The sequence below is a fragment of the Thermomonas sp. genome (assembly GCF_029945965.1).
Taxonomy (GTDB): Bacteria; Pseudomonadota; Gammaproteobacteria; order Xanthomonadales; family Xanthomonadaceae; genus Thermomonas.
Window position 1 is genome coordinate 140,406 of record NZ_JAQSDO010000008.1, and the last position, 17,754, is coordinate 158,159.

The 17,754-nt window shown below is 64.2% G+C and carries 15 protein-coding genes; 5 read left to right on the forward strand and 10 right to left on the reverse strand.

The window, feature by feature from the left end; genetic code table 11:
* Positions 1-51 precede the first annotated feature (51 nt).
* Complete coding sequence (mnmE, locus tag PSV05_RS03765) at positions 52-1,389, forward strand: tRNA uridine-5-carboxymethylaminomethyl(34) synthesis GTPase MnmE (RefSeq protein ID WP_300061680.1); 1,338 nt, start codon at positions 52-54, stop codon at positions 1,387-1,389.
* A gap of 89 nt (positions 1,390-1,478) precedes the next feature.
* A complete protein-coding gene (locus tag PSV05_RS03770; protein ID WP_300061683.1) occupies positions 1,479-2,519 on the forward strand; it encodes an energy transducer TonB in 1,041 nt (346 codons plus the stop codon).
* A 66-nt stretch (positions 2,520-2,585) separates the two neighbouring features.
* On the opposite strand, the gene PSV05_RS03775 is transcribed toward PSV05_RS03770, so the two are convergent.
* The 7 genes from PSV05_RS03775 to PSV05_RS03805 form a co-directional block, all read right to left on the reverse strand.
* A complete protein-coding gene (locus tag PSV05_RS03775) occupies positions 2,586-3,779 on the reverse strand; it encodes an ABC transporter permease (protein ID WP_300061686.1) in 1,194 nt (397 codons plus the stop codon).
* Positions 3,776-4,531: an ATP-binding cassette domain-containing protein gene (locus PSV05_RS03780; RefSeq protein WP_300061689.1), complete on the reverse strand. Its 756-nt coding sequence runs from the start codon at positions 4,529-4,531 to the stop codon at positions 3,776-3,778. Before PSV05_RS03780 ends, PSV05_RS03775 begins: the two co-directional genes overlap by 4 nt.
* 28 nt (positions 4,532-4,559) lie before the next feature.
* Entirely contained in the window at positions 4,560-6,104 is a 1,545-nt protein-coding gene (locus tag PSV05_RS03785) for an alpha/beta hydrolase (protein ID WP_300061692.1), read from the reverse strand.
* Between the two features lie 2 nt (positions 6,105-6,106).
* On the reverse strand, positions 6,107-6,304 hold the full coding sequence (locus tag PSV05_RS03790) for a helix-turn-helix transcriptional regulator (protein ID WP_300061695.1): 198 nt from the start codon (positions 6,302-6,304) through the stop codon (positions 6,107-6,109).
* A gap of 10 nt (positions 6,305-6,314) precedes the next feature.
* Positions 6,315-6,908 carry a hypothetical protein gene (locus PSV05_RS03795; protein WP_300061698.1) on the reverse strand — a complete coding sequence of 198 codons (594 nt, stop codon included), beginning with the start codon at positions 6,906-6,908 and terminating at the stop codon, positions 6,315-6,317.
* A complete protein-coding gene (locus PSV05_RS03800; protein WP_300061701.1) occupies positions 6,908-7,066 on the reverse strand; it encodes a hypothetical protein in 159 nt (52 codons plus the stop codon). The genes PSV05_RS03795 and PSV05_RS03800 overlap by 1 nt, the downstream gene beginning before the upstream one ends.
* Positions 7,067-7,305: 239 nt before the next feature.
* Entirely contained in the window at positions 7,306-8,070 is a 765-nt protein-coding gene (locus PSV05_RS03805; RefSeq protein ID WP_300061704.1) for a ferredoxin--NADP reductase, read from the reverse strand.
* 167 nt (positions 8,071-8,237) lie between these two features.
* Here PSV05_RS03805 and PSV05_RS03810 point away from each other — a divergent pair, with 167 nt between their 5' ends.
* Complete coding sequence (locus PSV05_RS03810) at positions 8,238-9,179, forward strand: ABC transporter ATP-binding protein (protein WP_300061707.1); 942 nt, start codon at positions 8,238-8,240, stop codon at positions 9,177-9,179.
* Positions 9,176-9,961 (forward strand): ABC transporter permease, encoded by a 786-nt coding sequence (locus PSV05_RS03815; RefSeq protein ID WP_300061710.1) that lies wholly within the window; start codon positions 9,176-9,178, stop codon positions 9,959-9,961. Before PSV05_RS03810 ends, PSV05_RS03815 begins: the two co-directional genes overlap by 4 nt.
* Before the next feature lie 74 nt (positions 9,962-10,035).
* Here the strand turns inward: PSV05_RS03815 and PSV05_RS03820 are convergent, their stop codons facing one another.
* The 3 genes from PSV05_RS03820 to PSV05_RS03830 form a co-directional block, all read right to left on the reverse strand.
* Entirely contained in the window at positions 10,036-13,125 is a 3,090-nt protein-coding gene (locus tag PSV05_RS03820; RefSeq protein WP_300061713.1) for an efflux RND transporter permease subunit, read from the reverse strand.
* A complete protein-coding gene (locus tag PSV05_RS03825) occupies positions 13,122-14,222 on the reverse strand; it encodes an efflux RND transporter periplasmic adaptor subunit (protein WP_300061716.1) in 1,101 nt (366 codons plus the stop codon). The genes PSV05_RS03820 and PSV05_RS03825 overlap by 4 nt, the downstream gene beginning before the upstream one ends.
* 82 nt (positions 14,223-14,304) lie before the next feature.
* Positions 14,305-15,099, reverse strand: a complete 795-nt coding sequence (locus PSV05_RS03830; RefSeq protein ID WP_300061719.1) for a TatD family hydrolase — start codon at positions 15,097-15,099, stop codon at positions 14,305-14,307.
* Between the two features lie 72 nt (positions 15,100-15,171).
* On the opposite strand from PSV05_RS03830, the gene hrpB reads away from it, so the two are divergent.
* A complete protein-coding gene (gene hrpB, locus PSV05_RS03835; RefSeq protein ID WP_300061722.1) occupies positions 15,172-17,676 on the forward strand; it encodes an ATP-dependent helicase HrpB in 2,505 nt (834 codons plus the stop codon).
* Positions 17,677-17,754 lie beyond the last annotated feature (78 nt).

A 17,754-nucleotide genomic window follows, 5' to 3' on the forward strand; every position in this document is an offset into this window, starting at 1 on the left:
GAGGCGGGCTTCGTCTTTTCTGCGACAGGCACGTTCTGCGACCATGCGTGCATGAACCATGCGATAGACACCATTGTTGCGATCGCCACGGCGCCGGGAGCCGGTGGCGTTGGCATCGTGCGGCTGTCTGGCCCGCGCTCCCGATCGATCGCAGAAGACATCAGTGGGAAAGCGCTGGTGCCCCGCCAGGCGACCTACGCCCGTTTCAACACCGCCGACGGCGAGATCATCGACGACGGCATCGTCCTGTATTTCGCTGTGCCGGCCAGCTACACCGGCGAGGACGTGGTTGAGTTGCAGGCACATGGCAGCCCGGTAGTACTGCGGCAATTGATAACGCGTTGCATCGAGCAGGGCGCGCGCCAGGCCCGGCCGGGCGAGTTTAGCGAGCGCGCCTTCCTCAATGGCAAGCTCGACCTGACCCAGGCCGAGGCGGTGGCCGACCTGATCGCGGCAAGCGACGAACGCGCTGCCCGCGCCGCCCGGCGCTCGCTGGATGGTGTGTTCTCGCAACAGGTCGATGCCTTGATGGCACGGATGCTGGCGATCCGGGTGCATGTCGAAGCGGCCATCGATTTTGCCGATGAAGCACTGGATACCCTGGGTGGCCAGGCGCTACGCACCCAGCTGGCCGCGGTGCAGGCTGACCTCACCCGGTTGCAGCACGAGGCCGAACGCGGGCAGAAACTGCGTGACGGCCTGCATGTGGTGCTGGTTGGGCCACCCAATGCCGGCAAGAGTTCGTTGCTCAATGCGTTGGCCGGCAGCGATCGTGCCATCGTCACCGAGATCGCCGGCACCACCCGCGACCTGCTGCGCGAGACGATCCGCCTGGATGGCGTGGAACTGACCCTGGTCGATACAGCGGGCCTGCGCGAGGCCGGCGATGCGATCGAGGCCGAAGGTATCCGCCGTGCCAGGGCCGAGCTGGCACGGGCTGACTTGGCGCTGGTGGTGGTGGATGCGCGCGAGCCGGAGGTGGCACGCACAATATTGCTCGAGTCGACCCAGGCCGCCTCGCAACGGCTATGGTTGTACAACAAGGCCGATCTGCTGGACCAGCCACCCGCTCACGACCCGCCCGACAGCCTGCATGTTTCGGCGCGAACCGGGCTTGGGCTGGATATGCTGCACCAGCGCCTGCTGACCCTGTCCGGAGCGGGGGAGTCTGGCAAAGGGGCCTTCAGTGCACGCGCTCGCCACGTGCAGGCGCTGGCCGCGGCGGTTGGGCAGCTGCAGGCAGCTAGCCTCGAATTGCAAAGCGAGCGTCTGGAACTGGCCGCAGAAGCGCTGTCGCAAGCGCACTCAGCTTTGGGGGAAATCGGTGGTAGGGTCGACGCCGATAGTCTACTAGGTCACATATTCAGCGCGTTCTGCGTTGGCAAGTAGTCGCTGAACCGCCATCATGCTTGACAAATGGCCGCTACTGCCGCGTGCTATCGCCGGGTGAGTCCAGCATCAATCAGGGGGAGTTTCAGATGTCTGCAATAAATACTGTTCGTCGAGGTCTCGCGCCAGTCGCGCTGGCCGTGGCGGTGGCATGCGCATTAGGCGCGTGCAAGAAAGAACCGGCTGCAGCAGATACGGCTGCGCCCACAGCAGCACAACAGGCACCCGCGCCGACCCCGGAATCGGTGGTCTCGGCGTCGGTCAATGCCATGACGGCAGACCAGCTGCGCAGCGAAGCCTCCAAGGCCTACAGCGAGAATCGCCTGTATGCACCGGCCGGCAACAATGCGATGGAGTACTACTTGGCCTTGCGTGACAAGGCGCCCGCGGATGCCGGTGCGTCCAGCGCATTGACCGACTTGATGCCGATGACCGTCATCGCCACCGAACAGGCCATCGCCCGCGAGGACTTCGCCGAAGCCAAGCGCCTTGCAGCGTTGATCGAGAAAGCCGACGCCAAGCATCCGTCGCTGGCGCGCCTGAAATCGAGCATCGCCAGCAGCGAAACCGCAGCGGCCCAGCGCGTTGAAGCGCAGAAGCTGACAGTGGAACAGGAAGCCAAGCGCCAAGAAGATGTGATCAAGAAGCGTGAAGAGGACCAGAAGAAACAGCAGGAGCAACAACGCCTGCAGGTCGCCACCCCGACGCCCGCCCCGTCAAGCGCGGCTGAGCAGGCTGCAGCCGCGGCCGAAGCGCAACGTCAGCAGGCCGCCGCCGCAGAAGCCGAACGCAAGCGCGTCGCAGCTGCGGCCGAGGCTCAGCGTCAGCAGGCCGCTGCGCCGGCACCCGCGCAGCCCGCACGTGCTTCCAATGAGCTGCGTGAGATCTCCCTGCCCCAGCCAAAGTATCCGATAGATGCACAGCGCGCCGGAATCGCGGGTACGGTGCAGATCGAGTTCACCGTCGCAACCGACGGCAGCGTGAGCGATGCCAGGGTGGTGTCGTCGGAAGCGCCACGGCGCTATGCGCGCGACTTCGAGCGGGAAGCCGTTGCAGCGGTCAAACGCTGGCGTTTCCAGCCAATCGGCCAGGTCACCACCAGTCGGCGTACGATCAGCTTCCAGCAATAAATACCAGTTCCATGAATACGAAAAAGCCCGGCAATCGCCGGGCTTTTTCATTGGAGTTGCAGTTGATCAGGCCGAGATCGCCAGCTTCTCCTGGCGGTAACGCCAGACCGCCAGCAACCACAGCACAACCGCCAGGGTGAGCGAGGCGGCCAAGTAGATCGCCCATTGCTCCGCACTGGGGGATTCCCCGCGGTTGACCTTCACCAGCAACTGGTTCTGCGACAGGAACGGCACCGCGTATTGCCACAGTGCGGTGTCCTTCAGCGGATACGCCATCAGCGCGTAGGCCGGCAGCATCGGCAGCATCATCAGCCAGACGATGTGACTCTGCGCTTCCTTCATGCTCTTGGCCGCCGCCGCCAGGCAAGTCAGCAGGGCGGTGCCGATCAGCACCAGCGGCAGCAGGATCACCAGCATCTTGCCGATCGCAGCGAAACTCACGTCCAGCGCGCGTGCCTCGCCCGATGCCAGCGTCGCGCTGAGCTTGAACGAGAGCAGGATCAGCAGCATCGAGGCGATGCCCATCACGCAGGCGGCCGCCATCTTGCCGCTGACCAATGCGCCGCGCGACGCCGGCGTAGCCAGCAAGGGTTCCAGTGATTGCCGCTCGCGTTCACCGGCGGTGGTATCCATCGCCAGGTGCGAGCCTCCGATGAAGGCGAACAGGGTCATGATCAACGGCAGGATCAGCGACAGCATCAGGCCACGTTTCGCTTCCGGCGTGGCAAGGTCACGGGTGCCCAGGTTCACCGGCGAGGCCACCATCGGGTTGACCCCGCGGGCGAGCAGACGCAATGCACCAACCGATTGCCCGTACTGCTCCAGCGCCGCGCGCACGCGCCCGGTTGGCACGTCGGCGTCGCGGCGGGTGCTGTCCATCACCATCTCGACCTTGGCTGGCTTGCCGGCGCGCCAGTCGTCGGCAAAGTCCTTGTCGATCACCAGTGCCACATCCTCGCGTTGGGTGCGGACGCGTGCTTCGAAGTCGGCGGGAGCAGCCTTTGCATCGATTCCGCGACTGGCCAGGAAGGCGACCAGGTTGGGCGCGCGGTCGATGCCCTGTACCGATACCTCCAGGGTCTTTTCCAGCTGGGTATCAGCGCGCATCTGGGCCAGCTTGCCCATGCCCAGGATCAACAGCGGGTAGAGCAAGGGCGCCATCAGCAGGGTCAGCAGGAAGGTGCGCCGGTCGCGGGCGAAATCGCGCAGTTCCTTGCGCATCACGATGAGCGTGCAGCCCAGGAAAGTCGAGTTGTTCATGCGTGCAGGCCCTCTTCGCTGCCGATCAGGGTGACAAAGGCATCTTCCAGGTTGGCCTGGCCGGCCTGTTCGCGCAGTTCGTCGGTAGTGCCCTGGGCGACGACCCGGCCCTGCGCGATCACCACGATGCGGTCACACAGCGCGGCGACCTCCTGCATGATGTGGCTGGAGAAGATCACGCAGCGGCCTTCGGCGCGCAGGTCCTTGAGGAACGCGCGCAGGCCGCGCGTGGTCATCACGTCCAGGCCATTGGTCGGTTCGTCCAGGATCACGTTCTTCGGGTCGTGGATCAGCGCCCGGGCGATCGCGGTCTTGGTGCGCTGGCCCTGGCTGAAGCCTTCGGTGATGCGGTCGAGGAAATCCTCCATTTGCAGCGCCGCGGCGAGTTTGGCGGTGCGCTGGGCGATGGCATTTGCGGGCATCCCATGGAGTTCGCCGAAGTAAGCGATGTTCTCGCGCGCGGTCAGCCGCTTGTAGACGCCGCGTGCATCCGGCAACACGCCCAGACTGCGGCGCACGCGGTTGGGATCGGCGGCGACATCGATGCCATCCACCAGCACCCGCCCGGTTTCCGGCGTCATCAAGGTATAGAGCATGCGCATGGTGGTGGTCTTGCCGGCACCATTGGGGCCCAGCAGTCCGGTGATCTCACCGTCACGCGCGGTGAAGCCGACATCATCCACGGCGATGACCGGAGTCTTGTCCTTGCCCTTGCCGGGGAAGGTCTTGCGAAGGTGTTCTGCGACGATCATGGGTTGCGGTCCTTGTTGGGCAGGGGGCTCACGGCTCCCAGCCGTTGAAGCTGGTGAAAGGTGGCACGTAGTTGAGCTTGTCCAGGCAGGCGCCATCGAGCACCTTGGCATCAGCCTTTTCGATGAACTGGGTGAACAGCTTGGGCATGCAGCCGGCACCGATCACGTTGTGGCCCTGGCCACGCAGGGTGAACAGGCGGCCGTTGGGCAGCGACTTGACCACTTCCTCGCCATAGCGAGGCGGAGTCACCGGGTCGAACTCGCCTTCCAGCACCAGCGCCGGCACCTTGGTGGCCAATGCCTGGTGGAAGTCGGCGGGCACTTCGCCCTTCGGCCATACCTTGCACATCGCCGCCATCGATTCGGTCATTGCGTTGCCGAGCACGGTGTTGGCATCCTCGCTGCGGGCGACCATGCCTGTGTCGTCTTCGCTGCAGATAACCGAGAACTGCATGCCCATCGCCATCGCGTCCTTGAGATCGCCGCTCATCATCTTCGCCAGGGCGACAAGACCTGCGTAGCGGCCGTTATTGGCCTCGTGGATGAGCTTGGGCAGCAGCGCGCCTGCAGCCGGCATGTAGGCATACATGCGCACCAACCCGGCCACTGTGTCCGCGTTCAACGTGGCCTGCGCCTGCTCGCCGGTGGTGGCATCGCGATAGGTCACCTCGACCGGTGCCGCGCGCAGCTTGGTGAGCAGCTGGTCAAGCTCGACGCGTGGATCACCCAGCTTGCCCTTGCAGGCCGGCGCCTTGCTGCACAGCGCGAACTGCAGGGCCAGTGCGTCGTCCAGGTTGCGCGCGAAGATGTTGCCGAGCTGCAAGGTATTGGGCACCACCGAATCCAGCACGATGCTGCGCGTCGTTTTTGGATGGTGCATCGCGTATTGCTGGGCGACCCGGGTGCCGTAGCTGACCCCGACCAGGTTGATCTGCGCCGCACCGATCGCCTGGCGCACCGCGTCAAGATCTGCGATCGCGTCGGTGGTGGTGTAGTGGCGCAAGTCGGCCTTGGCCGAAAGTTCAGTCACGCATTTGGTGGCTGCGGCTTGTGCAGCGGTAAGGTCAATGGTCGAAGATTCGCCCGCGTCATCCATCTTGCAGGCCAGCAGATTCGATTTGCCGGTCCCGCGCTGGTCGACCAGGATCACATCGCGGTGTTTGCGGACTTCCTTGAAGACCGGATCCAGCATCGGATAGCTTTCCACTGCAGCCTGGCCGGGACCGCCAGCGAGGAAGAACACCGGGTCGGATGCCTGGTCGGCATCCGAGCTTGCAGGTAGCCAGGCGAGGTTGAGCTGGATCTTGCGACCATTGGGCTGGCTGCGGTCTTCTGGCACCGCGAATTGCGCGCACTGCGCCTCGATGCTGTCGCGGCTCATCGGCGAGCTGAGGCTGCAAGCCTTGAAGGCGATCTTGCCGAGCATGCGCGGCTTCACCGGCTTGGCCTTGACCGGGGCGTCGACGACCTTGGCAGCGTCGCCGTCGGTAGTGGATTTGGGCTTGAACTGCAGGTAGCCGACGTAAGCGGCCAGCAGCACCAGTGCCAGGATGATTCGGATCTTGCGCGACATCGTCATTGGTCCTCGTAAAGGAAAATCTGTTCAATCCGCCCGCCGAACAGGCGGGCGATGCGAAAAGCGAGTGGCAGGCTCGGGTCGTACTTGCCGGTTTCGAGCGCGTTGATGGTTTGCCGGGAGACGTCCAGTTGCTCGGCCAGTTCGCCTTGCGACCAGCCGCGGGCATCGCGCAATTCGCGCAGGCGGTTGTTCACGGACGCGGGCTCATTGGAAGCGTCGCGACACGACCATCTTGGCCAACCCATAGCTCGCGCAGATCATTGGGAACACCCAGATCATCGCCACGCCGGAGGGAATGTCGATGACTTTGGCCAATTGCAGGAAGCCACCGGCGATGTACACCATCGACACGAATGCGGCGGCGAAGCTGACCGCTTCCAGTTCGATGCGTTGCTGCAATTCATCAACATCGCGGATGTAGCGAATGATCGCGCGCAGCGCCATGCCGATCGCCGGTACCGGCAACAGCGCCACCAGTGCGCGCAGGCCGGGTTCGTCCACCCCCCGCTTAAGCAGCCACACCGACAGGAATAGCGTCACCACATACCCGGCCATCGCTGGCATGAACTCGCGCAGGTAGCGGCTGCGCAGCGCCGGGGTGCCGGTATCGCAGGCCTCCGGCATTCGCCAGCGCAGCAGGCCCGCGAAGAAACAGCTGGCGGCGAAGCCATACAGAATGCCGGTGGCGGTGTCCGACACCGGCCATGGCGACACATAAGGCAGCGCCAGCGCCATGGCCGCGCACAGCACGGCGGCGACCAGCAGGCGAACGGCGACTTTCGGCATCGCGATGGCCATCAGCGCTTCAACATCCTGGCGAAGTGCGCCGCAGCCAGTCCGAGGAAGGCCATGCCGATGCCGATGAATGCGGTCTGGCCGCTGAAACCGATCGCCGTAAACGCCATTCCCGTGGCCAGGAAGGACAACCCGGACCCCTGTCGGCAGTTGATGTGCATATGCTGGCTCCCGTGACTGCGTGTCAAGCATGCTTGACATGACGATACCGAAGTCACAAAACGCTTGTCAAGCGACCTTGACAACAATGGTCGGCTTCCAGAGCGTCGCGGCGCCTACCGCCGGGCGTTCGCTGCGCGGCTCGAAATGCCGCTACGCGAGCACCCGACGGTCTCGCCGCTGCATCATGTGGTCATTGAGAAGCCTTTCCCGGATCAGGTTCGGGACAGCACCCGAACCGTCATTTGTTGCTGACGTACTTCTCGCGGCGTACGTGCGGGATCGGCAGGCCAGCGGCCTTGAGTGCCTCGAAACAGGCATCGACCATGTTCGGGTTGCCGCACAGGTAGGCGATGTCGCTGTCGGCATTCGGCGCGAATTCGGCTAGTGCGTTCTGCACATAGCCGTGGCGCATGTCGGCATGTGCCTGCGGCGAGCCGGGTTCCGGCAGTTTGCGCGAAAAACACGGCACGAAGCGAAAGCCCGGGTGCGCCTCGGCGAACGCGCGGAACTCGTCGCCGTACAGAAGTTCCTCGGGCGTGCGCGCGCCTTGCAGCAGGATCACTTCAATGCCGCGTTCACGCATCAGGATTTCCAACTGCGGCAGCATCGCCCGGAATGGGGTGATGCCAGTACCGGTGCCGATCAGCAGGTAGCGCGTGTTGGCATCGCTGGGCATCAGGCAGAAACGCCCGAACGGGCCGCTGGCGTTGATCTGGCCGCCCTCGGCCAGGCCTTCGAACAAGGCTGTTGCCGCGCCGCCTGGCACGTAGCTGACCGCGATTTCCACCGCTTCGCCCGGGCCCAGCGCGTGGTCGTGCTGGGTCGCCAGCGAATAGCTGCGGCGCGCCGACGCGCCATCGGCGTAGTCGAAGTGGATCTGGATGAATTGGCCGGGGATGTAGTCCAGCGGCTGGCCGTCGTCACGGACGAAGGACAGGTGCGCCACGCTGGGCGCGAGCATCCGGCGGCCGGTGAGTTTCAACGGGAAGTGAACGATGGCCACGCGATGCTCGGTTCAATGGGTGCAACACAGCGTGGCGCGAGTGCCCGCATGTGGCCGCCTATACTAACCGCTGAACTATTCCCGCTCGTCCCTGCAAGCCCGCCCATGCGCGGCGGCGGCATATCTCCCGTGAGTAACCCTCGTGAAAAGCCCCGTGAAAAGCCCCCATGAGTGAATCCCAAGCACCCGCGCTGCGCGTCAGCGACCTGCGCAAGACCTATGACAACGGCGTCGAGGCCCTCAAGGGCATTTCGCTGGATGTCGCCCCCGGCGATTTTTACGCCCTGCTTGGCCCGAACGGCGCCGGCAAGTCGACCCTGATCGGCATCGTCAGTTCGCTGGTCAACAAGACCAGCGGCACGGTGGAGATCTTCGGCACCAGCATGGATGCCGATCGCGATGGTGCGATGCGCCTGATCGGGCTGGTGCCACAGGAACTGAACTTCAACATGTTCGAAAAGCCGCTGGACATCTGTGTCAACTATGCGGGGTTCTACGGCATCCCGCGGGCGCGGGCGCTGATCCGCGCCGAAGAGGAACTCAAGCGCGCGCAGCTGTGGGACAAGGCCGACAAGATGAGCCGCACGTTGTCCGGTGGCATGAAGCGGCGGCTGATGATTGCCCGCGCAATGATGACTCGGCCACGCCTGCTAATCCTGGACGAACCAACCGCGGGCGTGGACATCGAGATCCGCCGGGGCATGTGGCAGACCCTGAAGACGATCAACGAGGCCGGTACCACCATTATCCTGACCACGCACTACCTGGAAGAAGCCGAGAACCTGTGCCGGAACCTGGCGATCATCGACCATGGCCGCATCGTCGAAGAAGGCCCGATGCGCGCGTTGCTGGCGAAGCTTGATGTGGAGGGCTTCCTGTTCGATGTCGAGGGCAACGTACCGGACGTGCTGCCACGGATCGAAGGCACGATCGTATCCGCGTTCGACGACCACACTATCGACATCGACATGCCGCGCGCGATGGACCTCAATCGCGTATTCGCCGCGTTTGATGAGGCCGGCATCCGGGTGCGTTCGATGCGCACCAAGTCCAACCGGCTTGAGGAATTGTTCGTACGCCTCACCGGCAAACAGGAGGTGGCGGTATGAATGAGCAGACCATCGCCAATCGCAACCTGGTCGCGCTGGGCACAGTTGCCCGCCGCGAGATCATGCGGATCCTGCGGATCTGGACGCAAACCCTGATTCCCCCCGCGATCACCATGACCCTGTATTTCCTGATCTTCGGCGGCCTGATTGGCTCGAAGATCGGTGACATGGGCGGCTTCAGCTACATGCAGTTCATCGTTCCCGGTCTGGTGATGATGAGCGTGATCCAGAACAGCTATGGCAACATTTCCAGTTCGTTCTTCGGCGCCAAGTTTGGCCGCCACATCGAGGAACTGCTGGTCAGCCCGATGCCGAACTGGGTGATCCTGGGTGGTTATGTCGCTGGTGCCGTGCTGCGCGGGGTGATGGTCGGCGCCATTGTCCTGTGCATCGCAATGTTCTTCACCACCGTGCATGTGCCGCATCCGCTGGTGACGTTGAGTTCGGTGTTGCTGGGCGCGGTGATCTTCTCGCTGGCCGGTTTCATCAATGCGGTGTTTGCCAAGAAGTTCGATGATGTCGCGATCGTTCCGACCTTCATCCTGACTCCGCTCACCTATCTCGGCGGCGTGTTCTATTCGATCACCCTGTTGCCAGGCTGGGCGCAGGCCGCCACCCATCTCAACCCGATCTTCTACATGGTCAACGCGTTCCGCTATGGCCTGCTGGGCAAGAGCGACGTACCACTGTGGATCGCCTATGCACTGATGCTCGGTTTCGTTGCGGTGCTGGGCGGGCTGTCGTTGTGGCTGCTCAAGCGCGGCACTGGCATGCGCAGCTGAGAGCGGCGAAGTCATGTTTCTGAAGTAAAAACGCCCGGTAATGCCGGGCGTTTTTTGTGTCGACGCAAGCCGAATCAGGCGGCGTGTGCCTTGCCGTGTGCAGACGCCTTCTTCGAGAACCTGCGCCGTATCCAGTCGCCGACATCGTGCAGCACGGTGTAGGTGGCCGGGATCACGATCAGGCTGAGTGCGGTGGAGGTGATCAGGCCGCCAATCACCGCCCACGCCATCGGGGCGCGGAAACTGGCATCGCCGGAGAATCCGAGCGCCAGCGGCAACATGCCGGCACCCATCGCAATGGTGGTCATGACGATCGGTCTGGCGCGCTTGTGGCAGGCGTCGATCAGCGCATCGTGCTGGCTCATGCCCTGCTCATCCTCGGCCATCACCGCGTAGTCGACCAGCAGGATCGAGTTCTTGGTGGCGATGCCGATCAGCATCAACAAGCCGATCAGCGCTGGCAGCGACAGCGCATTCTGGGTGATCAGCAGCGCGCCGAATGCACCGCCGGCGCATAGCGGAATCGCCGTGAGAATCGTCAGCGGTTGCATCGGATGCCGGAACAGCAATAGCAGCACCATGTAGATGCAGACGATTCCGGCGATCATCGCCATGACGAAGCCGAAGAACAGCTCGACGAAGATCTCGGCATCGCCGGTATTGATGAAGGACACCCCGGCCGGCACATTCTTCACCGACGGTAGCGCCTGCACTTCCTTCATCACATCGCCCAGAGGGCGCCCGTTGAGTTCCGCCGTCAATGTGATGTTGCGCTGGCGCTTGTAGCGGCTGATCACCGACGGCCCGCTGCCTTCCACGATGTTGGCCACGGCATCCAGCGGCACCGCGCCCGATTTGCCATGGACCTGTAGTTGTCCGAGCGTGGCTGGATCGCGGAGTGTTTGGCGGTCGAAGCCGACCCGGATCGGGATCTGCCGGTCAGGCAGGTTGAGCTTGGCCAGGCGCTGGGTGTAATCGCCGGCGGTGGCGACGCGCGCCGCCTCTGCAATCGCCGCTGTCGACACGCCCAGGTCCGCCGCGCGCGCCGGATCCGGCAGGATCTGCAGTTCCGGGCGCAGCAACGAAGCCGACGAGGACACGCTGCCCAGCCCCTTGATCCTGCGCAGGTCGCGTTCCAATGCGCTGGCCGCGGCATCCAGTTTGTCGGGATCGTCGCCGGCCATCACCAGCATCAACTGCTCACCGGGTTCGCTGCTGATGAAACTGGTGCGTGCGCCGGGCAGGTCGGCCAGGGTGTCGCGCACCACTTGTTCCAGCTGCTTCTGGCTGCGGCCGCGGTCGTGTTCATTGCCCCAGTCCAGCGTCAACACCGCCTTGCGCGCATCGGCACCGCCACTCTTGCCAGGATCGCCCAGGTCGGGAACGCTGCCGATCTGGGTGAACACCTGCTTGAGCTCGGGAATCTTGCCAAGCCATGCGCGCGCGCGTTCGGATACCTTCGCGGTGTTCTCGATCGGCGTGCCCGGCGGCAGCTCGATCGACAGCATGCTGCGGCCCTGGTCGGAGACCGGGATGAAGGTGGTCGGGATAAACGGGATCAAGGCCAGCGATGCAATGAACAACAGGGTCGCGATGCCAAGCGTCTTCCAGCGATTGCGCAAGGCTGTATCCACCCAGCCCAGGTAACGCGTCATCAGCTTGCTGTCGGCGCGGTGCTCAGGCTGCGGCTTGAGCAGGTTGGCCGCCATCATCGGCGTGAGCAGGCGCGCGACCAGCAGAGAGAACATCACCGCGGTCGCCGCGGTCCAGCCGAACTCGCGAAAGAACTTGCCGGGGATACCGGGCATGAACGCGACCGGCACGAATACCGCGGCCAGCGTGATCGAGGTCGCGATGACCGCCGTGCCGATTTCGTCGGCGGCATCGCGCGCGGCGTCCATGGGTTTCTTGCCCATGCCGAGATGGCGGACGATGTTCTCGATCTCGACGATCGCGTCGTCCACCAGGATCCCGACCACCACACTCAACGCCAGCAAGGTGATGATGTTGAGGCTGAAACCGAACCACTGCATGACCGCGAAGGTCGGGATGATCGACAGTGGCAGCGCAATCGCGCTGACCCAGGTCGCGCGCCAGTCGCGCAGGAACCAGAACACCACTGCCAGCGCCAGCAACGCGCCTTCCCACAGCATCGTCATAGACGAGGTATACGAGCGCTCGGTCTCCTCCGACATGTCGGTGACCAGGCGGAAACTGGTGCCGGGATGTGCCTTCGCCAGTTCGGCCAATGCCGCCTTCACGCCGTCGCGGACCTTCAGTTCATCCGCGCCGCGCGTGCGCGACAGGGTGAAGCCAACCACGGGTTTTCCATCCAGCAGCGCAAGCTGGGACGTATCGGCAGCGCCGTCGCTGACCTTGGCCAACGCCGACAAGCGCACGTCCTGTCCGTTGCCGAGTGCAATCGAGTAATCGCGCAGCGACTGTGCGTCTTTGACCGTGCCAATCGTGCGCACGGTCTGCTGGCCACCATCCAGTTCGGTCTTGCCGCCGGCCCGTTCGACCTGGGTTGCGGCCAGCTGCTGGCTGATGTCGCCGGCGGTGACGCCATGCGCCTTCAGCGCCTGCGGATCCAGGTCCACGCGTACTTGGCGCTCGACACCACCGATGCGGCTGACCGCGGCCACGCCTTCCACGCCATACAGCGCGCGCATCACGTGGCGGTCCACGAACCACGACAGTTCGTCCGGTGCCATGCCCGGCGCGCTGACCGCGTAGGTCAGCAGCGAGCCGCCGATATTGACCTTGGAAATGATCGGTTCCTGGATGTCCTGCGGCAGGTTCATCCGGATCCGGGTGACCGCGTCCTTGGTGTCATTGAGTGCCGTCATCAGGTTGGCTTCGAGATTGAACTCGACCTGGGTCGTCGACGTCCCTTCGACCACGGTCGAGACCACCCGCTTGACGTTGTCGAGCGTCGCGACCGAATCCTCGACCTTGCGGGTGACCTCGGTTTCCAGCTGCGATGGCGATGCGCCCGGTTGGGTGATCGTCACGATGATCATTGGAAAGGCGATGTCGGGGAAGCGCGCCACCGGCAGTTTGTGGAAGCCCCACAGACCGGCCACGCACAACACGAAAAACAGCATCATTGCGGGGATTGGATTACGGATGCCCCAGGTGGAAAGACTGCCGCCGCCGCTCATCGTGCGGCGGCCGCTGCGTTGCCTGCTTCGACAATGCGCACGCTGTCGCCATCGCCGAGGAAGCCGGCGCCATCGTTGACCACCCGATCACCGGCCTTCAGGCCGTCCAGTACTTCGACATGGCCGGCATCAGTCCCGCCGGTGCGAATACGCAGGCGATGCACGATGCCTTTTGCATCGACGGTGAACACGTTGGGATGCCCGTCGCGCTGCACCACGGCGGCCGTGGGCACGGTGATGGCCTGGGCGGTGCCGGTATCGATCCGGCCCTGCAGGAACGTACCAGACTGCAGTCCCTCGGGCTGCGGCAGGTCGGCGTGGATAGTGCCGGTGCGGGTGCTGGCATCCACGCCCGGACTGACTGCGCGCACGCTGCCGATGACGGTTTTTCCGTCGCGGGTGGCAAGCTGGATGCGGTCGCCGGGCTTGACCCGCGCCAGTTCGGTCTCGGCCAGTTCGGCGCGCCATTCCAGTCGACCCTGGCGGATCAGGCGTAGCAATTCGCTGCCGCTGGCGACGACCTGGCCGGGCTGCACCAGCCGCTTGGAAATCACTCCGTCATCGGGTGCGCGCAGGTCGGCAAAGCTGCGGCGCAGTGCGGCGTTGTCGCGCATCGCCCGCGCGGTGCCGACGCGGGCGTCGCCCTGCATTCGGCTGGCGCGCAACTCATCAAGTTGCGTCGCGCTGATGTACTTGTCCTTGACCAACAACTCGCCACGCGCCAGTTGCGAGCGTGCCAGTGACGCACCGGCTTCGGCTTCGCGCAATGACGCGTTGGCTTGGGCGAGGTCGCTGTCCAGGCTGCGATGGTCGATCTGCAGCAGTAATTCGCCCTTGCGTACCTGCTGGCCGACATCGACATTCAGCGCGGTGACGCGCAGGCCACTGACTTCAACGCCGAGCTGCATTTCCTCCCATGCGGCCACCGGGCCGGACACCAGCATGCTGCGCTGGATCTGGCGCGATGTCGCGGGAACCACGGTGACGGCCATCGCCCCGGTGGGCGCGGCCTCGACGGCCTTGTCATCCTTGCTGCAGGCGGCAGTTGCCACCGCAACGGTCAGGACAAGGGCGAGTGCGGGGAGTTTGCGGCGCATGCGCGGGCGTCTTGTAAAGCAGGCGGGCGCACAGTCTAACCCAATTATGTACCGGTCAGTACAATAAATGGCCGAGCCAGGTTCAGGCGACAGGCAGGCGGAAAAACGCCGTTGCCGTTGCCGCCGTCGCAGCGGCAACCTCAGCCACGTCCTGCCCGCGATCACGCGCCAGTTCATCGACGATGTGAGCCAGGTACATCGGCTCATTGCGCCGATGCGATGGCTGCGGCTTGACCGTGCGCGGCAGCAGGTAGGGTGCATCGGTTTCGATCATCAGGCGGTTGGCCGGGATGTGTTTCACCAGCTCGCGAAGGTGCAGCCCGCGGCGTTCGTCGCATAGCCATCCGGTGATGCCGATGTGCCAATCCTGATCGAGATAGTCGAACAGTTCCTCGCGGCTGCCGGTGAAGCAGTGCACTACCGCCGGGCCAAGGCGGCCATCGAAGTTTTTCATCATCGCCATGAAATCGGCATGCGCGTCGCGCTGGTGCAGGAAAAGGGGCTTGTCATTCTCTGACGCAAGCTGCAGCTGGCGTTCGAAGGCCTTGCGCTGCGCCGGCCGCGGTGAGAAATCACGGTTGAAATCCAGCCCGCATTCACCCACCGCAACCACTTCAGGATGCGCATGCAACGCGCGCATCTCGGCATCGCACTCGTCGGTGTATTCGACGGCGTGGTGCGGATGCACGCCGGCAGTGGCGAATAATTCTCCAGGATGCTGCTGGGCCAGTGCCAGCGCCTGCGGCGAATGTTCACGGCTGGCGCCAGTAATGATCATCCGCATCACGCCCGAATCACGCGCACGCTGCAGCACCGCGTCGCGGTCGTGGTCGAAGCTGTCGTGGGTGAGGTTGGCGCCGATGTCGATAAGTTGCATGTGTGCAGTTTAGCGGTGCGCTACGTCCCACGCCTTCGACGGGGCGGGCGTGTGGCCCCGTATCCTTGCCACGTGAGCCAGACCACTGTCTTCCCTATCCATGACCTGTTGCCGGCGATCCGTGAGTCGCTGGCGGCGCATCCACGCCTGGTGCTGGAAGCTCCGCCCGGCGCCGGCAAGACCACGCAGATCCCTCTGGCATTACTGGATGCGCCATGGCTCGATGGACGCAAGATCGTGATGCTGGAACCGCGTCGCGTAGCTGCGCGCGCGGCGGCGGGCTTCATGGCGAAACAGCTGGGCGAAGCGGTCGGCGAGACCGTCGGCTACCGGATCCGCTTCGAGAACAAGGTCTCGGCGAAGACCCGGATTCTTGTGGTTACCGAAGGCATCCTGACCCGCATGTTGCAGGACGATCCGATGCTGGATGGAGTCGGCGCGCTGTTGTTTGATGAATTTCACGAACGCCACCTGGCAGGCGACCTCGGCCTTGCGCTTGCCCTTGATGTGCAGGCAGGCCTGCGCGAAGACCTGCGCATCGTGGCGATGTCGGCCACGCTGGATGGCGAAAAGCTCGCCAGTCATCTCATGGCACCACGGCTATCGAGCGAGGGCCGTGCATTCCCGGTGTTGATCGAATATTTTCCCGCGCGGCGCGACGAAGCGCTGGAGCACCAAGTGCGACGCACGATCGAACACGCATTGGCCACACATCCGGGCGACCTGCTGGTGTTCCTGCCGGGGCGGCGCGAGATTGAACGTGCGCAGCGGCTGCTCGCAGAAGCGGCTAGCGGTCAGGTCGAGATCCTGCAACTGCACGGCGAGCTGCCGATCGAGCAGCAATCGCGGGTGCTGCAGCCGTCGCCTGATGGCAAGCGTCGCGTGGTGCTGGCGACCAATGTCGCCGAGTCCTCGGTGACATTGCCCGGCGTGCGCGTGGTGATTGACAGCGGGCTCGCGCGCGAGCCGCGGTTCGAGCCGAACAGCGGATTTTCGCGGCTGGATATCGTCACTATCGCGCAAGCCTCGGCCGACCAGCGTGTCGGCCGCGCCGGTCGCGTCGCCGATGGCTGGGCGTATCGGCTATGGCCGCAATCGCAGCGGCTGGAACCGCAGCGCCGGCCGGAAATCGCGCAGGTCGAACTGGCTCCGCTGGCACTGGAGTTGGCCGCGTGGGGCAGCGATGTCCTTCGCTTCGTCGATCCGCCGCCGTCCGGCGCAATGGCCGCGGGCCGCAACCTGTTGCGCAAACTGGGCGCGTTGGATGCGGGCGACATGATCACCGCGCTGGGCCGGCGCATGCTCGCGCTCGGCACGCATCCGCGAATGGCTGCGATGTTGCTCTGTGCAAACGAGCCACGGCAGCAGGCACTGGCTTGCGACCTCGCTGCATTGATCGAGGCGCGCGATCCCCTGCGCACGCGTAGCGACGCGCTGGCTGAACGCTGGCAGGCATTGGCGTCGTTTCGCGATGGCAAGCTGCCGATGGATGGACACCGCGGTGGTCTGCAGGCGATCGAAGCTGCGGCAGCGCAATGGCGTCGCCGCCTGCGGTGCAATGCGAAACCACCGCGCACCGCACCCGCACATGCCTTGGGCGACCTGCTTGCGCATGCATTCCCCGACCGCATCGCGCGCCAACATCCGAACGATCCCAAGCGCTACCAACTGGCGAATGGGCGGATGGCACGGCTGTTCGATGATAGTGCGCTGTATGGCGAGCCTTGGCTGGTTGCCAGTGAACTGCGCTTCGAAGCGAAGGACGCATTGCTGCTGCGTGCCGCGCCAGTCGATGAGCGCTATCTGCGCAATGCCTTCCGCAACCATTTCCATGAGGGTGATGAAACCCGCTGGGACGCAGGCAAGCGCGCACTGGTCAGCGAACGCATCGAACGTTTCGACGGCATCGTGTTGTCGAGCCGGTCATCCGGACGCGTCGATCCTGCCCAGGCGGCACGTGCACTGACCGATGCAGTGTTGGCGCTCGGACTCGATGCATTACCCTGGAGCGAGACAGCGCAGCAATGGCGCTATCGTGTGCAAAACCTGCGTACGTGGATGCCGGAACTCGAATTGCCGGATCTGTCCGATGCGGCATTGCTGGCATCGCTCGACGACTGGCTGCTGCCTGCGTTCGTCGGCAAGACCCGGCTGGATGCACTTGGCGAAGCTGAATTCGGCGAGGCACTGAAATCCCGGATCGACTGGGTCCTGCGGCAGCGTATCGATGTGCTGGCGCCGGTGCGCATGACGGTGCCGTCGGGGATGGAGCGGCGCATTGAATACGCGATTGATGACGACGGAAATCCGGCATCGCCGTTGCTGGCAGTGAAGCTGCAGGAATTGTTCGGTCTTGCACAGACCCCGCGCATCGCCGATGGGCGCGTGGCGTTGACCATTCACCTGCTGTCGCCCGCCGGCAGGCCGCTACAGGTGACCCAGGACCTTGCCGGATTCTGGGCGCGCACCTATCCGGAAGTAAGGAAGGAAATGAAGGGACGCTACCCGCGCCACCCGTGGCCGGAAGACCCCTGGAACGCAACGGCAACGCATCGCGCGAAGCCACGCCAAACCTGAATCGCGTCCTTGTGCGCTCACGCCTCGTAAACGCCGTCCTGCACAGACTTGATCCAACATGTCACCGACATCGCAATC

Bases quoted from the DNA above. Each gene is read 5' to 3' on its own strand.
- PSV05_RS03770 (WP_300061683.1), top strand. From the start codon at position 1,479: ATGTCTGCAATAAATACTGTTCGTCGAGGTCTCGCGCCAGTCGCGCTG.
- PSV05_RS03830 (WP_300061719.1), bottom strand. From the start codon at position 15,099: ATGCAACTTATCGACATCGGCGCCAACCTCACCCACGACAGCTTCGAC.
- PSV05_RS03775 (WP_300061686.1), bottom strand. From the start codon at position 3,779: ATGAACAACTCGACTTTCCTGGGCTGCACGCTCATCGTGATGCGCAAG.
- PSV05_RS03780 (WP_300061689.1), bottom strand. From the start codon at position 4,531: ATGATCGTCGCAGAACACCTTCGCAAGACCTTCCCCGGCAAGGGCAAG.
- PSV05_RS03795 (WP_300061698.1), bottom strand. From the start codon at position 6,908: ATGGCCATCGCGATGCCGAAAGTCGCCGTTCGCCTGCTGGTCGCCGCC.
- PSV05_RS03785 (WP_300061692.1), bottom strand. From the start codon at position 6,104: ATGTCGCGCAAGATCCGAATCATCCTGGCACTGGTGCTGCTGGCCGCT.
- mnmE (WP_300061680.1), top strand. From the start codon at position 52: ATGAACCATGCGATAGACACCATTGTTGCGATCGCCACGGCGCCGGGA.
- PSV05_RS03800 (WP_300061701.1), bottom strand. From the start codon at position 7,066: ATGCACATCAACTGCCGACAGGGGTCCGGGTTGTCCTTCCTGGCCACG.
- PSV05_RS03815 (WP_300061710.1), top strand. From the start codon at position 9,176: ATGAATGAGCAGACCATCGCCAATCGCAACCTGGTCGCGCTGGGCACA.
- PSV05_RS03810 (WP_300061707.1), top strand. From the start codon at position 8,238: ATGAGTGAATCCCAAGCACCCGCGCTGCGCGTCAGCGACCTGCGCAAG.
- PSV05_RS03825 (WP_300061716.1), bottom strand. From the start codon at position 14,222: ATGCGCCGCAAACTCCCCGCACTCGCCCTTGTCCTGACCGTTGCGGTG.
- PSV05_RS03820 (WP_300061713.1), bottom strand. From the start codon at position 13,125: ATGAGCGGCGGCGGCAGTCTTTCCACCTGGGGCATCCGTAATCCAATC.